The sequence below is a fragment of the Mariniflexile sp. TRM1-10 genome, from assembly GCF_003425985.1.
In the GTDB taxonomy this organism is placed as follows: Bacteria; Bacteroidota; Bacteroidia; order Flavobacteriales; family Flavobacteriaceae; genus Mariniflexile.
Map to the genome: position 1 here is coordinate 1747936 of NZ_CP022985.1, position 16019 is coordinate 1763954.

Sequence of the window (16019 nt, forward strand, 5' to 3'; positions counted from 1 at the left end):
TAAATATACTATTTTTAATGAATTTTGATGAATGCTGTTGGCTTTTTAGGTTTAACAGCTATTACAACAGGTTGAAAAACAAACTTTTATTTTAAATAATTTAAATACTCAGATTGATTTCCAAGTATGTCAGTAGCTTTTTTTATTTCGGCATCGTGTATTTTATAATAGTCGTATAGACCTTCTCTGTATACGTAGCGTTTTACAATATCTTCGGTTAATAATTCTAATAAATAGGCTTTATTTTCGTCTATAACACTGCTTTTAGACTTGTTTAAATTTGAAATCAAGGTATTAAAGTCGGTTTTGATGTTGTCATCCAAATCATCATTTTTTGCTGCTTCATACGCTTTGTTTAGTGCTTTTTCAGTGTCAGTTTCAAATGAAAAATTATTCGCTTTTAAAAAGCTTTTAAAGTTTGAAAAATCGGTATCATCTAGCTTTAGGCTATTAATATCTTTTACATTATGATTGTAATAGTAATTGGTAGCATAGTTAAAAATTAAATCGTCGTTAACAATGGCGTTTATTATAGATGAATTTTTTGAAGCATTAAAACTTACATCTGGGAATACACCACCACCATCAAACACTTTTCTACCGTTTTTGGTTTTAAATTCGTTATAGTTTTCTTGTTTTACTCTAACAGCTTCTCCTTTTTCGTTTCTATGCCAATAATCTAATGCCTGTATGCATCTGCCAGAAGGTGTGTAGTAACGTGAAATGGTAATTTTTACCTGTGTCCCATAAACCAGTTCTTTAGGGCGTTGTACCAAGCCTTTACCAAAACTTCTGGAACCTACAATAACGGCTCGGTCTAAATCTTGTAAAGCACCTGAAACAATTTCGCTTGCCGAGGCACTCCCCTCATCAATTAAAATAACCAATGGAATTTCGGTATCTATAGGGTCGTTTTGAGTATAATAGGTTTTGTTATATTTTTTTACCTTCGATTTTGTAGTAACTACCAACTGTCCTTTAGGTATAAACAGGTTTACAATATTTATGGCTTCGTTAAGTAAACCACCAGGGTTCCCTCGTAAATCCAAAATAATACGTTGTGCGCCTTGGGCTTTTAAATCGCGCAAGGCATAGTTGGTTTCAGTAGTCGCTTTATTGTTAAAACGGCTTAAAACAATATACCCAGTTTTGCTGTTTACCATAGAGAAATGCGGAACGGCTTTTATTTCTACTTCAGCACGTTTTATGGTGGTCGTTTGTGTTTTTCCTTGGCGTTTGTAGGTTACTTCTACCGAGGTATCGGTAGCGCCTTTAAGGAGTTCGCCAGCGTCTTCTTTGTAAGTTTCAATAAGCGTGTTCCCTACTTTAATAATTTCGTCACCCGCCTTTAAACCAGCCTTATCGGCGGGATAATTTTTGTAGGGTTCAACAATAACCAATCTATCTTTTAAGGTTTTTACTTTAGCGCCAATACCCGTATAATCGCCTGTATTGTTAATTCTAGCAGCCTCTACATCCTGTTCGTTCATAAAATTGGTGTAAGGATCTAAATTTTCCAACATGCTTTTAATGGCGATATCCATTAAATCGCCGGGGTTGGTATCGTCCACATAATTCATGTTAAGTTCTTTAAAAAGCGTTGTAAATATTTCTATTTGCTTCGCAATTTCAAAAAAATCATTTTTAAAAGCAGTGGTTGTTATAAACAACACACTAGCTATTACAGGAATTATAATTCGTTTTTTAAGTAATTTTCGCATCACTATTTAATTTTTCAGTTTCTGAAACCTTTTTTAAAAACTTCTCAAAAAGATGGTTCATACGGGTTTCAATTTGGGTTAACGTAGGTTTGTCTTTGCCAATGTACAAAATCATAAACGCATATGATGTTGAAATGTTGTTGAAATAGTTGGTTTTATTAAGTCGGTAAACCTCTCGCATCAAACGTTTTATACGGTTTCTATCCACGGCCGTTTTAAATTGGCGTTTACTAACGGAAACACCTGCCTTTGCCATAACACCATCATTAAAAGTAGTTGGCATAAAAACCAAACGCAACGGAAATACCGAAACCGATTGTCCGTTGGCAAACAATTGTTCTATAAGCTTTTTGCTTTTAAGTTTTTCTTTTTTATTGAATGAAAATTTCAAGGCTGAAGGTTTAAAGAGAACGTTTCTATTTTAGGTAAATAAGAAGATTAAAGTGTAGATATAGAGCCAATTATAAATAAAAATTCCTTTTTTTAAAGAAATTAGTATGACGAAAAATTATTGTTTCTTAGCTTTTTCAGCTTTCATGCGTTTGCCATAATCTTTATATAACTGCCTCCAATTTCTTCCATTGGAATTCAAATATTGTTCGTTTTTAGTTTTATAAATTTCAAAGATTGCTGAAATTTGCTTCATATTTTTAAAATCTACTGCTATTTCTCGTGCTTCTTTTAGGTTTTTTAGTATAACAGCTTCTTCTTCTGCTGTAAGATCTGTAACGATAGCATGATATCCTTTTAGGGTGAATGCCACTTTTCCAATAGTATATTTATCAAGAATTGCTTCAATTTGACTCTCGTCAAGGTTCGCTTTAAGTCCAGTCATAAGAGCTTCATGTACAGAACGAGGCATTGCTGAATCGGCAATTATTGAGCGATCAAGTTCTGATAATTGTTGTCCAGTTGCAGGGTTTATTCCAGCAGGAACACTATCATACGGATGGTCATTATGCCAGTTACGTACTGTTATTAAATGTGTAGTTATTACCTCGGTTGCTTGGGTTTCCTTTTCTTTGTTGTTTATATTCAGTTCTCTAATCCAGTTTTCAGCTTTCTCTCGTAATTTAGCTTCTTCATTTTCTTGTGCTAAAGAAAGATTTACAGTTAAAAAAAGTGTTGCAAACACGATTACTAGATTCTTAATATTCATAAATATTTTTTATTAAGTTTTATTCAATCTCAAATATAGCAATAATAAATTTGAAGGAAAGTATCGATTATAATGGATTTATTTAAGACGGTTTTAATGTCATATTACTTTTTATTGGTATCAAAAATAGTTAAAACTATGCACTTTAGTGCATCTTCCGTTACCATTAGCTGTTATTGTTTTGTTATTAGTAAACCCTTTTGTGGTTTCAGGTTATAAAACTTATTATACATCATGAATACACAAATAAATAGGGTTCACTGTTTTTCTAACGCCAATTATTAGACCAATCTTTCCAAACGGGTTCTAATCCTGAGTTTGTTAGCATGTTTGCAATGGCTTCGGTAGACCGTTCATCTGAAATTTCAAACTGTTCTAACGTTTGTTTATCCACTGTGTAACCACCAGGATTGGTTTTAGACTCAGCACTTAAAGACGTAATTCCTAAATGCACAATATGGTTTCTAAAGGTTTCACTTTCACGCGTGCTCATTGATAGTTCTACGTCTTCGTCCAACAACCTAAAAGCGCAAATAGTTTGTACCAAATCTTTATCGGTCATTTCCACTTTTGGCTCTAAGCCTCCTGAGTGAGGTCTCAATCTAGGGAATGAAATAGAGTATTTAGTTTTCCAATAGGTCTTTTGTAAATACTTTAAATGTAGAGCCGTAAAAAAGCTATCAGCTCTCCAATCTTCCAATCCAAATAAAGCGCCCAAGCCTATTTTATGTATGCCTGCTTTTCCCAACCTATCAGGAGTGCCTAATCTGTAATCAAAATTTGATTTTTTACCTTTAGGATGGTGTTTTTTATATTCATCTCTGTGATAGGTTTCTTGATAAACCAAAACCGCGTATAAGTTGGCTTCAATCAATTCTTCATACTCGTGTTGGTCCATAGGTTGCACTTCCATGCTTATGTTTGAAAATTGGTCTTTAATAAGTTCCATCGCATGTTTTATATAGGGAACTCCAACGGTTTTGTTTGCTTCACCTGTAACTAATAAAATATGATCGTATCCTTTAGATTTTATAAAGGCAACTTCTTTTAAAATTTCAGCATCGGTTAGGGTTCTACGTGGAATTTTGTTGGTCATGCTAAATCCACAGTACGTACAGATGTTTTGACACTCGTTAGACAAATACATGGGCACATACATTTGAATGGTGTTTCCAAAACGCTTTTGTGTACTCATTTTACTCAGTACGGCCATTTGTTCTAAATATGGAGCAGCCGAAGGAGAAATTAAAGCTTTAAAGTCTTCTAAATCTCGTTTGGTTTTAGAAAGCGCATATTCTACATCTTGTGTTGTTTTTGAGTTGATACTCGCTAAAGTTTCTTCCCAATTATAGGTGTCGAATAGGTTTTGAAATGTGTTGTTCATGTTTTTTTAGTAGTTAAGTAGTTAAGTAGTTGAGTAGTGGAGAATTTTAGGAGTTGAGTAGTTGAGTAGTTGAGGAATTTTACAAAATGGATTATTGCTTAAGCGGCTGTAATTCTCCACTCCTCCAATTCTAAACTCCTAAAATTCTCCACTACTCAACTTACTGTAAAAAACTCGTTAACGGACTACTGGCTTCCGCGTGCTGTTTAACGGTAGCTAATTTTGCATTGTATGCCATTCTACCTGCTTCTACAGCCATTTTAAAAGCCTTGGCCATTTCTATAGGGTTTTGGGAAACAGCGATGGCAGTGTTTACCAAAACAGCATCTGCTCCTAATTCCATAGCATAGGCAGCATGCGAAGGACTTCCAATTCCTGCATCTACAATTACAGGAACATGGCTCTGTTCTATAATAATCTCCAAAAAGTCAACTGTTTTAATCCCTTTATTGGTTCCAATGGGCGCTCCTAAAGGCATGACGCATTGCGCCCCGACTTCCTCTAGTCTTTTACATAAAACAGGATCAGCGTGAATGTACGGCATTACTACAAACCCTAATTTTACCAATTCCTCCGCTGCTTTTAAGGTTTCGATAGGATCGGGTAATAAATATTTAGGGTCTGGGTGGATTTCTAATTTTATCCAGTTGGTTTCTAAAGCTTCACGAGCCAATTGAGCTGCGAAAACAGCTTCTTTGGCATTCCTTACTCCAGAAGTGTTAGGGAGTAGATTGACGCTCGGACGCATAATGCTTTGTAGCATTTTGTCGTGTTCATTGTCTAGATCCACACGTTTTAGTGCAACGGTAATCAATTCACTTTCACTAGCAATCAATGCTTGAGACATCAAATCACTAGAACTGAATTTTCCAGTTCCTGTAAAAAGTCTTGAATGAAATTCTTTATCTGCAATTCTTAATATATCTTTTGTCATCTGTTAAGGATGTTTATGATTTAAAATTATAAAGTTGTTCGTCTGTTGATGAAGCGTTTAATAATTGATGCAATACTCTAATTTTATTAAACTCACGAGTAATTTCACCAGACATGGCTATACCTGAAACGCCTGTTTTCAATATGTCTGTGATATCGTTTTCTGTAATCCCACCAATAGCTATAATGGGAGTGGTCGTTTTTAATTCTTCAATAATTAGAGCGTATCCATCTAAGCCTAAAACAGGGCTTAAATTTTCTTTAGTAGCGGTAAATCTAAATGGTCCTAAACCAATATAGTCTACTTCTTTTGCTATTAATATTTTGCAGTCTTCTAAAGTGTTTGCCGTACCTCCAATAATTTGCCAAGTGTACAAATGTTTTCTTGCAACTGTTGGACAAGTATCTGTTTTTCCTAAATGAATGCCATCTGCTTTAACCTCTTTTGCAATTTTATAATGATCGTTAATGATTAATCTTGTCTGAAAGTGACTGGTGATTTCCCTAGCTTCTAGCGCTGTTTTTAAAACCTTTTTTTCAGATAAATTCTTTAAACGAAGCTGAACCAATTCGGCACCCGATTGACATGCTTTTTGAATGTTTTCCAAATGTTCTTTCGGTGTGTTTCCTTGCGATATGTAGTGGAGTTTGTTGATGGTCATTTTTTAAGAATTTGAGTAGTTTAGAATTTAAGGAGTTTAGAATTTTAGGAGTTGAGAATATGGGGATTTAAGAATTTGAGTAGTTTAGAATGCTACGGCAATATGCGTTTAACATTTTACTGACTTCATTAATTAAATCATTTAGTATTTCGAATTGATTGGTGTATTCTAAATCACGGGCTAGAATTAAGAAATACTTACATTCTTCTAGGGATGCTTGTGCAATATTGTAAAAACGTAATTTTTCTTTATTACTGATTCTTTTATATCCTTCAGCAACATTTGCGGTGATAGATATAGCTGCTCTTCGGAATTGCGAAGTCAGACCGTAAATTTCTTCTTTAGGAAATTGTTTAGTGATTTTATATACCTCTAAAACAAATTGATGTCCTTTTTGCCAAACCAATAAATCTTCAAAGTTTTTACTCTTTTCCATAATTACTTAAATTTTTGAGATGCTTCACTACTTAAATTCTCAACTCCTAAACTCCTAAACTCCTAAACTCCTCAACTCCTATAATTATGAGTTCCCAATAACGAATCATTACTATTTAAAAATTGTTCGGTGTAATATTTGCCAGCTTTACAAGCGTCTTCTATATGTTGTCCCAAAGCGATGTTGCAAGCTAAAGATGATGACAAAACACACCCACTTCCATGCTTTTCCGAAACTTTTTCTGCGTTTGGAGGCATATTAACCATTACAATGCCACTATGGTACAATTCGTCCCAACCTTTTTTGTCTTTTCTATGTCCGCCTTTTAAATAGATGTTTGTGTAATTACTGATATATTCAAGAGTTTCTTCAATATCTTTTTCAGGATATAATAGTTGAATTTCATCGTAATTAGGAGTGATGATATCACATTGCTTCCAAATTTTATCAAGCAAATCTTGATTTTCTTCTGTATGAAATTCAAAACCGGCAGTTGCTTTGATGATGGGGTCTAGGATTATTTTTATATCTCTATTTAAGTCATGTAATTTGTCCAAAATAAGCGATAATGTTGCCCACGATTGAACGATTCCTATTTTAACGACGTTAATTTCAAAACGCTCAAACAACGTTTCTATTTGAGAAAGAATGACTTCGGGAGAAATCCATTCACAGGTTTTAAAATCCATATCATTTTGAACGGTAACCCCAGTACAAACAGACAAGCCATAAAAACCATGTGCTTCAAATGTTTTGATATCTGAAGTGATTCCTGCACCACTACTTGGGTCAAAACCGGCTATTGATAATATGCAATTATCAATTTGCAATGAACAATTTGCTATATGTGTTTGGTTGTTTGGCATTCTCTTTTATAAATTGCTTCTTGAAGAATTAATGATTGCGTATAATATTTTTGGAACTCGTTTTCAGAAATATAGCCCGTATCCTTCAATATACGTAACCAATATTTTGTCTCTCTAGCTTCTTTATAAGCTATTGACAATTTTGCAATAAAATCTTTTTTAGATATTCCTCCAACAGCTTCTTCTGTATTCGCTCCAATAGAAGTTCCCGAGCGGAGAATTTGTTTTGATAAAACATATTCTTTCTTTTCCGAAACCAACTTTTGAGAGCGTCTAACCATCAAAACAGCGAAACTATATGTTTTGTCTAAAATGATATTATTGCTCATTTGTTCATTGTTCATTAAAAAATGCTTGCATTTTAGCAAAATTCTCAACAGGGTTTTTACTATTCCAAATACCTCCTAAAACACCCACTCCTTTGTAACCTAGCTTGTTAAACTCAGCCAAATTTTCTGTGGTTACACCTCCCATGCCAATAATGGTTTTGTTGATATGGTTCACGTCAAACCCACGACCGTTATAGCCTTGCTTAGAAATAGATGAAAACACTGGACTGAGCAAATGATAATCAAACTCAAATACACAGTTTTCTAATTCTTCAGGTTCATGAAAAGAGCTGCTAATTGTTTTACCATACATTTTTAATTCAGTAAAATAATTACTAGGAACATCTAAATGGTCTCTTCTTTTTTGTTCTTGAAAATGAATGCCTTTTATATTGAACCCGTTTACCAACTCATGAAAATAATGCACGACAATTCGGTTGTGGTATCGTTCATCAATCTGATTTAAATAGTCACAATGCTCTTGGTAATTCCTATGTGGTTTTCTAAAATGATAGTACTCTAAACCTTCTTGAAATAACTGGTGTAGTATTTCAATTTCGTTAGTAACATCATTTTCGGGAGCTATTAGAACAATCATGACAATTTTGCAATGAACAATTAACAATTAGCAATGGACAATTAACAATGTGCAAATGGATACTATTTTTATTCAGTGCACATTGTTAATTGAAAATGGGTTATAGGTAAACCTCTGAACCTTTGTCTTTAAATTCCTGAGATTTTTCTTCCATTCCTTTCTGAATGACTTCATTGTCTACAATGTCGTTTTCGGCAGCAAAGTCACGAACTTCTTGGGAAATTTTCATAGAACAGAATTTGGGTCCACACATAGAACAGAAGTGAGCTACTTTGGCACCGTCTGCTGGTAATGTTTCATCATGGTATTCCAAAGCACGTTCTGGATCCAAACCTAAGTTGAACTGATCTTCCCAACGGAACTCGAAACGGGCCATACTCAACGCATTGTCTCTGTGCTGGGAACCTGGATGCCCTTTTGCTAAATCGGCAGCATGGGCAGCTAATTTATAAGTTACAACCCCTATGCGTACGTCTTCTTTATTAGGCAATCCTAAGTGTTCTTTAGGCGTTACGTAACACAACATGGCACAGCCATACCAACCAATCATGGCAGCACCAATACCAGAAGTAATGTGGTCGTATCCTGGAGCAATATCGGTTGTTAAAGGGCCTAATGTGTAAAAAGGAGCTTCGTCACAAACTTCAATTTGTCTTTCCATATTTTCTTTAATCATATGCATTGGCACGTGACCTGGTCCTTCAATAAAACACTGTACTTCGTGTTTACGCGCAATTTGTGTCAATTCTCCTAAGGTTTCTAATTCAGCGAACTGAGCTTCATCATTAGCATCGGCAACAGAACCTGGACGTAATCCATCTCCTAAAGAGAAAGCAACATCATAAGACTTCAAGATTTCACAAATGTCCTCAAAATGCGTGTACAAGAAACTTTCTTTGTGATGTGCCAAACACCATTTTGCCATAATGGAGCCTCCACGAGATACGATTCCTGTTACCCGTTTCGCTGTCATAGGTACATAACGTAACAAGACTCCTGCGTGAATGGTAAAGTAATCGACTCCTTGTTCCGCTTGTTCTATCAACGTATCACGGAAAATCTCCCAAGTTAAGTCTTCGGCAACACCATTTACTTTTTCCAAAGCTTGGTAAATTGGCACGGTTCCAATGGGCACTGGAGAGTTACGTACAATCCACTCACGGGTTTCGTGAATGTTTTGACCTGTAGATAGATCCATGATATTATCTGCTCCCCAACGACAAGCCCAAACGGCTTTTTCTACTTCTTCTTCAATAGATGATGTTGTCGCAGAGTTACCAATATTTGCGTTTATTTTTACCAAGAAGTTTCTGCCTAAAATCATAGGCTCTGCTTCTGGGTGGTTGATGTTTGATGGAATAACAGCACGTCCTCTAGCAACTTCTGAACGCACAAACTCAGGAGTGATTTTTGCTGGAATAGAGGCGCCAAAATGTTCTCCTGGGTGTTGTTTTCTTATTTCGGTCATTTCGTCAATTCGTTGGTTTTCACGAATAGCGATGTATTCCATTTCTGGGGTAATGATTCCATTTTTAGCGTAGTGTAATTGCGTTACGTTTTGTCCTTTTTTAGCACGCAATGGCTTTCTTAAAAGCGAAAAACGCATATGGTCTAAACTTTTGTCGTTCAAACGTTCGTTACAATATTCTGATGAAAAAGAGTCTAATCGTTCTACATCTCCACGATCTAAAATCCATTGCTCTCTAATACGTTCAATGCCGTTATGCACGTTTACTTCTTTGTTAGGATCTGTATAGGGTCCCGAAGTATCGTACACGGTAACGGGCTCGTTTGGAGTCAATTTACCGGTTAAAGAATTTTTAGTATCACTCAAAGAAATTTCACGCATCGCCACTTTAATTTGTGGATGGATTTTTCCTTGTACGTAAATCTTTTTAGAGTTAGGAAATGGCTTTCTTGTAATTTGACCTTCCTTTGGTGCGGTGTCTTTATTCTTCATTTGTTTAAAGTATTAAGTACAGATTACAAAGTAAAGTACTGAGACTTTGATGCTGCTTGTTTATGATTTGTTGTTCTTTTAAAATTTATACAGTCTTTAAGATTATCCTCCCTGTGTGGCTTGAATAATTAAAACATTATCATTATCATTGAATGTTTCTGTTTCCCACTGCGATTGCGAAATAATTTCAGTATTTATAGCTACAGCAATACCTTTGGTAGGCGAGCTAATTTGTTGTAATAGCTGTAAAACATTGAGATTATCATCAATGTCTAGCGAACGTTCGTTAAGATGAATGGTTATCATTTACAATAATTTTGGTTATTGAACTCATTTTGACTTTTTTCAATTGGCTGCAAAATGATCTTTTTGCCCCATATTTTACCTGTTTTTTCACTCCGTAGCGCTGCTATGAAGTGCTAAAAAGCTAAAATCTGGAACTGGACGGAGCGTATAAAAATAACCCAGTGGGTTATTTTAGCGAACGAGCCAGCTTGCGTAAAGGATATTTTCGCTTCAATCAAAAAAGTCAAGATAGTTCATTGTAAACAGTAAGGGAAGCAAATAAGCTTTGAAAAAAGACACTTTCAGAAATGAAGTGTTTAATGAAAAGGTGTGCTAGCGTATATTGCAATACACTATTCAACTTTTCCCTTCGTTGGTACTAACCAAATCAGGTTCAAAGGGTATGTCTCAGTTCTATCTGTTTTAGAACACCCCTAAAGTTTACATAGCGAAGGTATTAAAAAAAATAGAGGTAGCACAATTTATTTGATAATTAATGCGAATTAAGGACTGGGTTTTAAAGAATATTAATATTTAGTAAATTGATTTTCAGTATTTTCCAAAATTCACACCTTTGGAAAAGCTATCTCTTTGATTCATAAGGCTCATTTTCAACCCTTGATTTGCATCAGTAACAAAAAAAGGCTTCTTTTTATTCAAGAAGCCTTTAGTATAAAAAAAAACATGAAAAATTACTTTTTATTATTCACCTTATTAATGTCTGCCATTAGGTTTTTAGGGTCTATTTCTACGCTTTTCACCGCTTTTTTAGTTGTAAAGGTATAGGTAGGATATGCCCAAGCCCAATCTTTTATGAGGGTGGCTTTGGTTGGTTTTTCACCACGCATCATTTGTAACGGGATATAAAAATCTTCGGTATTGCCATCGGTGTAAGTAACGCTAACATCAATAGGCATAGGCATTAAACCAATACGCTCTAAAGTTATGTTGTTGCCTTCTATGGTTTTTACGTTATAATCAATCGTGTTTGTGGTTTGTGCAAAATCGGTTAAATACCAATCGAGCTCTAAGCCTGAAACTTTTTCGGCAGTACGGATAATATCTAGAGGTGTAGGGTGTTTAAAAGCAAAATCGTCAAAATATTTTTTAATGGTTTTTGCTAAGTTTTCTTCACCTATAATATAACCCAATTGGGCTAAAAACACGGCACCTTTACTATATGCCGAAATACCATAGGATTGGTTGTATTGATAGCGGTCTGCATGTGTGGTAAGCGGTTGTTCTTTACCCGATTTTGCTAAATAAATGTAGTTATTATAGGCATCTACTACTGGGTTGGTGTTGCCTTGGTTCATAACCTCGTTCATGGCCAAATCGCTTATATAACTGGTAAAACCTTCGTCCATCCATTCGTGTTTGGCCTCGTTGGTAGCCAATAAAAACTGAAACCAAGTATGCGCCATTTCATGTGCCGTAACCCCTACCAAGCTGCCGTAACTACGCTGTCCGGTAATAAGCGTACACATGGCATACTCCATACCACCATCACCCCCTTGAATAACGGAATATTGCTTATATGGGTAAGAGCCAATATGTTTGCTAAAATATTGCATAAGTTCAACCGTTTTTGGTTGCATTTTTTTCCAGCGTTCTTTTTGTTCGTTGCTTAACGTATTTTTGTATAAAAAGTGAAGCATCGGGCCATCAGGCACTTGCATGGTATCGTGGATATAGTGGGGATCGGCAGCCCAAGTAAAATCGTGTACATTGGGTGCTACAAAATGCCAAGTTAATTTATTGGTATTTGGACGGTTTACAGTTCCTGTTTCATAGCCATAACCAATGTCGTTAGGGTTTTGTAAATAGCCTGTACCACCAATAACGTAGTTTTTATCGATGCTGATTTTCACATCAAAATTGCCCCAAACACCATGAAACTCACGACCAATATAGGGGTCGGCATGCCAACCTTCAAAATCATATTCCGCCATTTTTGGGTACCATTGTGCCATAGATAAGGCAATATCTTCTTTACTATTCCTACCAGAACGACGGATTTGCAAAGGCACTTGAGCATCAAAATCCATCTCGAAAGTAACGCGTTCTCCTGGTAAAATGGGTTTTGCTAAATCAACTTCCAGAATCGTGCCTACGGTTTCGTGCTTTATGGTTTTTCCGTTTTGTTTTAACGAATGTACTTTTATAAAGCCAATTTCGTTAGGCTGTAATTTACTTATACGATCGCCTACTCTGGGATCTGGATCGGCAATGGTTTGCGATCGCACATCCATTTCGCTACCTGGTTGAAACGCATTAAAATATAAATGGTAATATACACGGTTTAAAACATCGGGTGAGTTATTGGTGTACACTAAGGTTTGTTTGCCTTTGTATTGATAGGTATTTACATCCATATCAATAGCCATTTTATAATCGACGTGTTGTTGCCAATAACAAGAAGTTGTAGTGCTTTGATTTTGATAAGCTGTAGTTGTTGTGACGGGCTGTGCACTATTACATGACGAGAATGCCAAAACAGATAGTACAGAAATAATTAGTTGTTTCATTTGTTTTGTTTTTTATAAGTGGAACTTGTATAAACTTTCTCAATTACCTAAAAAATTGCCTTTTTTTTGTCCATGCGCCTCCCGGCCCATTGGCTACGCCGAATCTTCGATTTCACTAAAACAGTCCACTGGACTGTTTTTTAACGCTCTGTCCTGTCTTTTTTTATTTCCGTAGCCCAGCTATGCAAAGAAAAAAAGCCTTCAATTAGGATACAAAAGGACTAATTTTCGGTTCAATTTAGAAAGTTTATACAAGTTCGTGGTTTTAAAATAATAAAAAAATGAGGCTGTCTAAAAAGCCCTTTAAATTTAATTTGTCAGGTTGAGCTTGTCGAAACCGATATTGATTACCAGTAAGTTAAAATATTTCGACAAAGCCTGTGCTGAGCTTGTCGAAGTGCTCAATATGACATAGAACTAGACTTTTTAGACAGCCTCATTTTCAATATCTTAATAATTTTAAACTAAAATGTTTTCAGCTTTTTATAGCTATAAATTTTATTGAATAGACATTTTAGCCGCCATAATGAAGGCATTATAAGCATTAACAATGCGTCCTGTTTTAGATAAATCGGCAAAAGGTTTTATGTTATTGGTATCGCCACCAACAACCACTTTTGTTTTAATGGCTAAACCAGAGTCCATAATGATTTGTTTTACTTGAGCCGCTGTTAATTTAGGATAGTATGAACGAATTAATGCCGCAACTCCAGCAACCGCAGGTGCCGCCATAGAAGTACCTCCTTTTGTATCATACTCGTTTTGTGGGGTTGTTGAATATATCTTAGCACCCGGAGCAAATACATCGACATTTTGTTTTCCGTAGTTAGAGAAATCTGCAACAATGTTCGAACCATATTTCGGTTCTAATGCACCCACTCGAATGTATGTATTAGAGATTTCTTGACCATTCACATTATCGTCTGGAAAATTAGATTCTACATCCACATTTTCACTGTCATTTCCAGCAGCATGTACAAATACTACGTCTTTATCGCTTGCATATTTAATAGCATCACGTACCCAATCGCTATGTGGAGAAAAGCTTTTTCCGAAGCTACCATTAATTATGGTTGCACCGTTATCAACAGCATAACGAATAGCTAAAGCAACATCTTTATCGTATTCATCTCCGTTTGGAACGGTTCTAACACTCATAATTTTTACATTGTTAGCCACACCATTAGCACCTTTACCATTGTTGCGCTCAGCAGCAATAATACCCGCTACGTGTGTTCCATGACTTTCACTTTTCTTTACTGGTTTTACGTTTCCGTTTCCATAAAATTTAGAATTCCAGTTATTTGGGTCATCACCATTTACGCGCCCGTTAAAGTCTTTATTTAAGTTATAGTTTAAGCGGTCGTTAATGCTTTCTAAACCATCATTAATTTCTTTTAAGGCATCTGCCATAGAATCCATGCCGTTGCTGTACATGTAATTTGCCACTTGAATAGCTTGAAGAAGCGCTTGGTCTTCAGTTTTAATGGCTTTTACCTCTTCTTTGGTATAACCTTTTTTTCCAAAATGTTTGGTAAGGATATCGTCTGTATTTTTTATTTGTTGGTAAATTTGATCGTATTGCGTTTTTCTACCTAACCATTTTTGGTATTCTGTTTCGTATAAAGCTTTTGCTCTTGCATAATCAGGATTGTTAGTATCACCACTGGCTATTATCCGTACATATTCTAATTGTTCGTTATAACCATCACCTAAAAAATTCCAACCATGCACGTCGTCAATATAACCATTGTTATCATCATCTTTTCCATTGTTTGGAATTTCATCTTTATTGGTCCAAATGACATCGTTTAAATCTTCGTGGTCTATATCAATTCCAGAATCTAAGACAGCAACAATAACGGTATTTCCTTTTTTGTTTTTGATAAGTTCGGTATAGGTTTTATCGACGCTCATTCCCGGAATGGTATCTTTTGCCAAGTCTAGATGGCCCCAATTGTGTTTTTCGTTTTCAGTTAATTCTGAAACTTTTAAAGGCGAACTGTCTATGTTTTCAATAGGCGTAGAAATAATGTTGGCAGTCCCTCCACAGCCAGAGAATAATACGGCAACAACCGCAGATAGCATTATTGTTTTAATTGTTTTCATTTATTTGTTTTTGAATTAGTCACTTTTTTATTGGAATATATCTTGCGAGGTATAGATGTCTTTTAATCGGACCCCTTTTTCGGTGTTAGTTACAGTAATAATTTCATTATGGGCATCATGTTCTAAAAATAAATAATAATTATTGGAAGCAGCTATATTAAGGAATTTTTCTTTTTCGTCGAGCGTTAATAGTGGTCTGGTATCATAACCCATAACATAGGGTAGTGGTAAATGCCCAACGGTTGGCAATAAATCGGCCATAAAGGCGACGGTTATCTCTTTGTATTTGATAAGCGGAATCATTTGTTTATCGGTATGTCCGTTTGCAAAAAAGATATCGAAGCCCAATTCTGAATTTATAAGGGTATCACCTGTTGGAATAGTTGTAAAGTTAAGCTGTCCGCTTTCCTCCATAGGTAAAATATTTTCTTTTAAAAAGGAAACCTTTTCTCGTTTATTCGGTTGTGTTGCCCATTGCCAATGGTCTTTATTACTCCAAAAAAGGGCGTTTTTAAATGCGGGTTCGTAACCTGTTTTGTCATGATTCCATTGAATGCTTCCACCACAATGGTCGAAATGTAAGTGGGTCATAAAAACATCGGTAATATCATCACGATGAAAACCATGCTTTTTAAGTGATCCATCTAAGCTATGGTTTCCCCATAAATAGTAGTAGCCATAAAACTTGCTGGATTGCTTGTTGCCCATACCCGTATCAATTAAAATAAGTCGATTGCCATCTTCAATAAGTAAGCATCTGGTGGTAAGATCTATCATATTATTGGCATCGGCAGGGTTTGTAGTTTGCCATAATGATTTTGGAACGACGCCAAACATGGCACCACCATCTAATTTAAAATTTCCAGAGTTTACCGAATATAACTGCATCTAGGGCTTGAAATAAAATATGTTGCAAATTACTAAAAACGTTAATGAGAAGTCAAAAATCATTGCGTTTATTAGATTTATTTAACATTTTGTTATTTTTAATTAAGTAAAACATTCTTTTGAAACCTTCAAAAATTCGATTAGATTTATAAAATAAACTT

At 35.4% G+C, this 16019-nt stretch carries 15 protein-coding genes and 1 riboswitch; all 15 genes read right to left on the reverse strand.

The features are described 5' to 3' along the window. Positions 1-86: 86 nt before the first annotated feature. Positions 87-1721, reverse strand: a complete 1635-nt coding sequence (locus tag CJ739_RS07560; RefSeq protein ID WP_117173978.1) for a S41 family peptidase — start codon at positions 1719-1721, stop codon at positions 87-89. Then, complete coding sequence (rnpA, locus tag CJ739_RS07565) at positions 1705-2112, reverse strand: ribonuclease P protein component (protein ID WP_117173980.1); 408 nt, start codon at positions 2110-2112, stop codon at positions 1705-1707. Before rnpA ends, CJ739_RS07560 begins: the two co-directional genes overlap by 17 nt. A gap of 117 nt (positions 2113-2229) precedes the next feature. Next, a complete protein-coding gene (locus CJ739_RS07570) occupies positions 2230-2880 on the reverse strand; it encodes a DUF3826 domain-containing protein (protein WP_117173982.1) in 651 nt (216 codons plus the stop codon). Between the two features lie 268 nt (positions 2881-3148). Continuing rightward, complete coding sequence (gene thiH, locus CJ739_RS07575) at positions 3149-4264, reverse strand: 2-iminoacetate synthase ThiH (protein WP_117173984.1); 1116 nt, start codon at positions 4262-4264, stop codon at positions 3149-3151. Between the two features lie 160 nt (positions 4265-4424). Next, entirely contained in the window at positions 4425-5198 is a 774-nt protein-coding gene (locus CJ739_RS07580) for a thiazole synthase (RefSeq protein ID WP_117173986.1), read from the reverse strand. 13 nt (positions 5199-5211) lie between these two features. Continuing rightward, positions 5212-5859 (reverse strand): thiamine phosphate synthase, encoded by a 648-nt coding sequence (gene thiE, locus CJ739_RS07585; RefSeq protein ID WP_117173988.1) that lies wholly within the window; start codon positions 5857-5859, stop codon positions 5212-5214. Positions 5860-5926: 67 nt separating this feature from the next. Continuing rightward, positions 5927-6295 (reverse strand): four helix bundle protein, encoded by a 369-nt coding sequence (locus CJ739_RS07590; protein ID WP_117173990.1) that lies wholly within the window; start codon positions 6293-6295, stop codon positions 5927-5929. A gap of 71 nt (positions 6296-6366) precedes the next feature. After that, complete coding sequence (locus CJ739_RS07595) at positions 6367-7161, reverse strand: hydroxymethylpyrimidine/phosphomethylpyrimidine kinase (RefSeq protein WP_117173992.1); 795 nt, start codon at positions 7159-7161, stop codon at positions 6367-6369. Continuing rightward, positions 7137-7505: a four helix bundle protein gene (locus CJ739_RS07600; protein WP_236951625.1), complete on the reverse strand. Its 369-nt coding sequence runs from the start codon at positions 7503-7505 to the stop codon at positions 7137-7139. Before CJ739_RS07600 ends, CJ739_RS07595 begins: the two co-directional genes overlap by 25 nt. Then, on the reverse strand, positions 7495-8088 hold the full coding sequence (locus CJ739_RS07605) for a thiamine phosphate synthase (protein ID WP_117173994.1): 594 nt from the start codon (positions 8086-8088) through the stop codon (positions 7495-7497). Before CJ739_RS07605 ends, CJ739_RS07600 begins: the two co-directional genes overlap by 11 nt. Before the next feature lie 100 nt (positions 8089-8188). After that, a complete protein-coding gene (thiC, locus tag CJ739_RS07610) occupies positions 8189-10048 on the reverse strand; it encodes a phosphomethylpyrimidine synthase ThiC (RefSeq protein WP_117173996.1) in 1860 nt (619 codons plus the stop codon). 102 nt (positions 10049-10150) lie between these two features. After that, positions 10151-10354: a sulfur carrier protein ThiS gene (gene thiS / locus CJ739_RS07615; protein WP_117173998.1), complete on the reverse strand. Its 204-nt coding sequence runs from the start codon at positions 10352-10354 to the stop codon at positions 10151-10153. Between the two features lie 327 nt (positions 10355-10681). Continuing rightward, positions 10682-10779: riboswitch (TPP riboswitch) on the reverse strand. 246 nt (positions 10780-11025) lie between these two features. After that, positions 11026-12861 (reverse strand): M1 family metallopeptidase, encoded by a 1836-nt coding sequence (locus tag CJ739_RS07620; RefSeq protein ID WP_117174000.1) that lies wholly within the window; start codon positions 12859-12861, stop codon positions 11026-11028. Positions 12862-13359: 498 nt separating this feature from the next. After that, on the reverse strand, positions 13360-14970 hold the full coding sequence (locus tag CJ739_RS07625; protein WP_117174003.1) for a S8 family peptidase: 1611 nt from the start codon (positions 14968-14970) through the stop codon (positions 13360-13362). Between the two features lie 27 nt (positions 14971-14997). Then, the gene (locus CJ739_RS07630; RefSeq protein ID WP_117174005.1) at positions 14998-15858 is read right to left on the reverse strand and encodes an MBL fold metallo-hydrolase; all 861 of its coding nucleotides are present in this window, start codon (positions 15856-15858) and stop codon (positions 14998-15000) included. Positions 15859-16019: the final 161 nt, after the last annotated feature.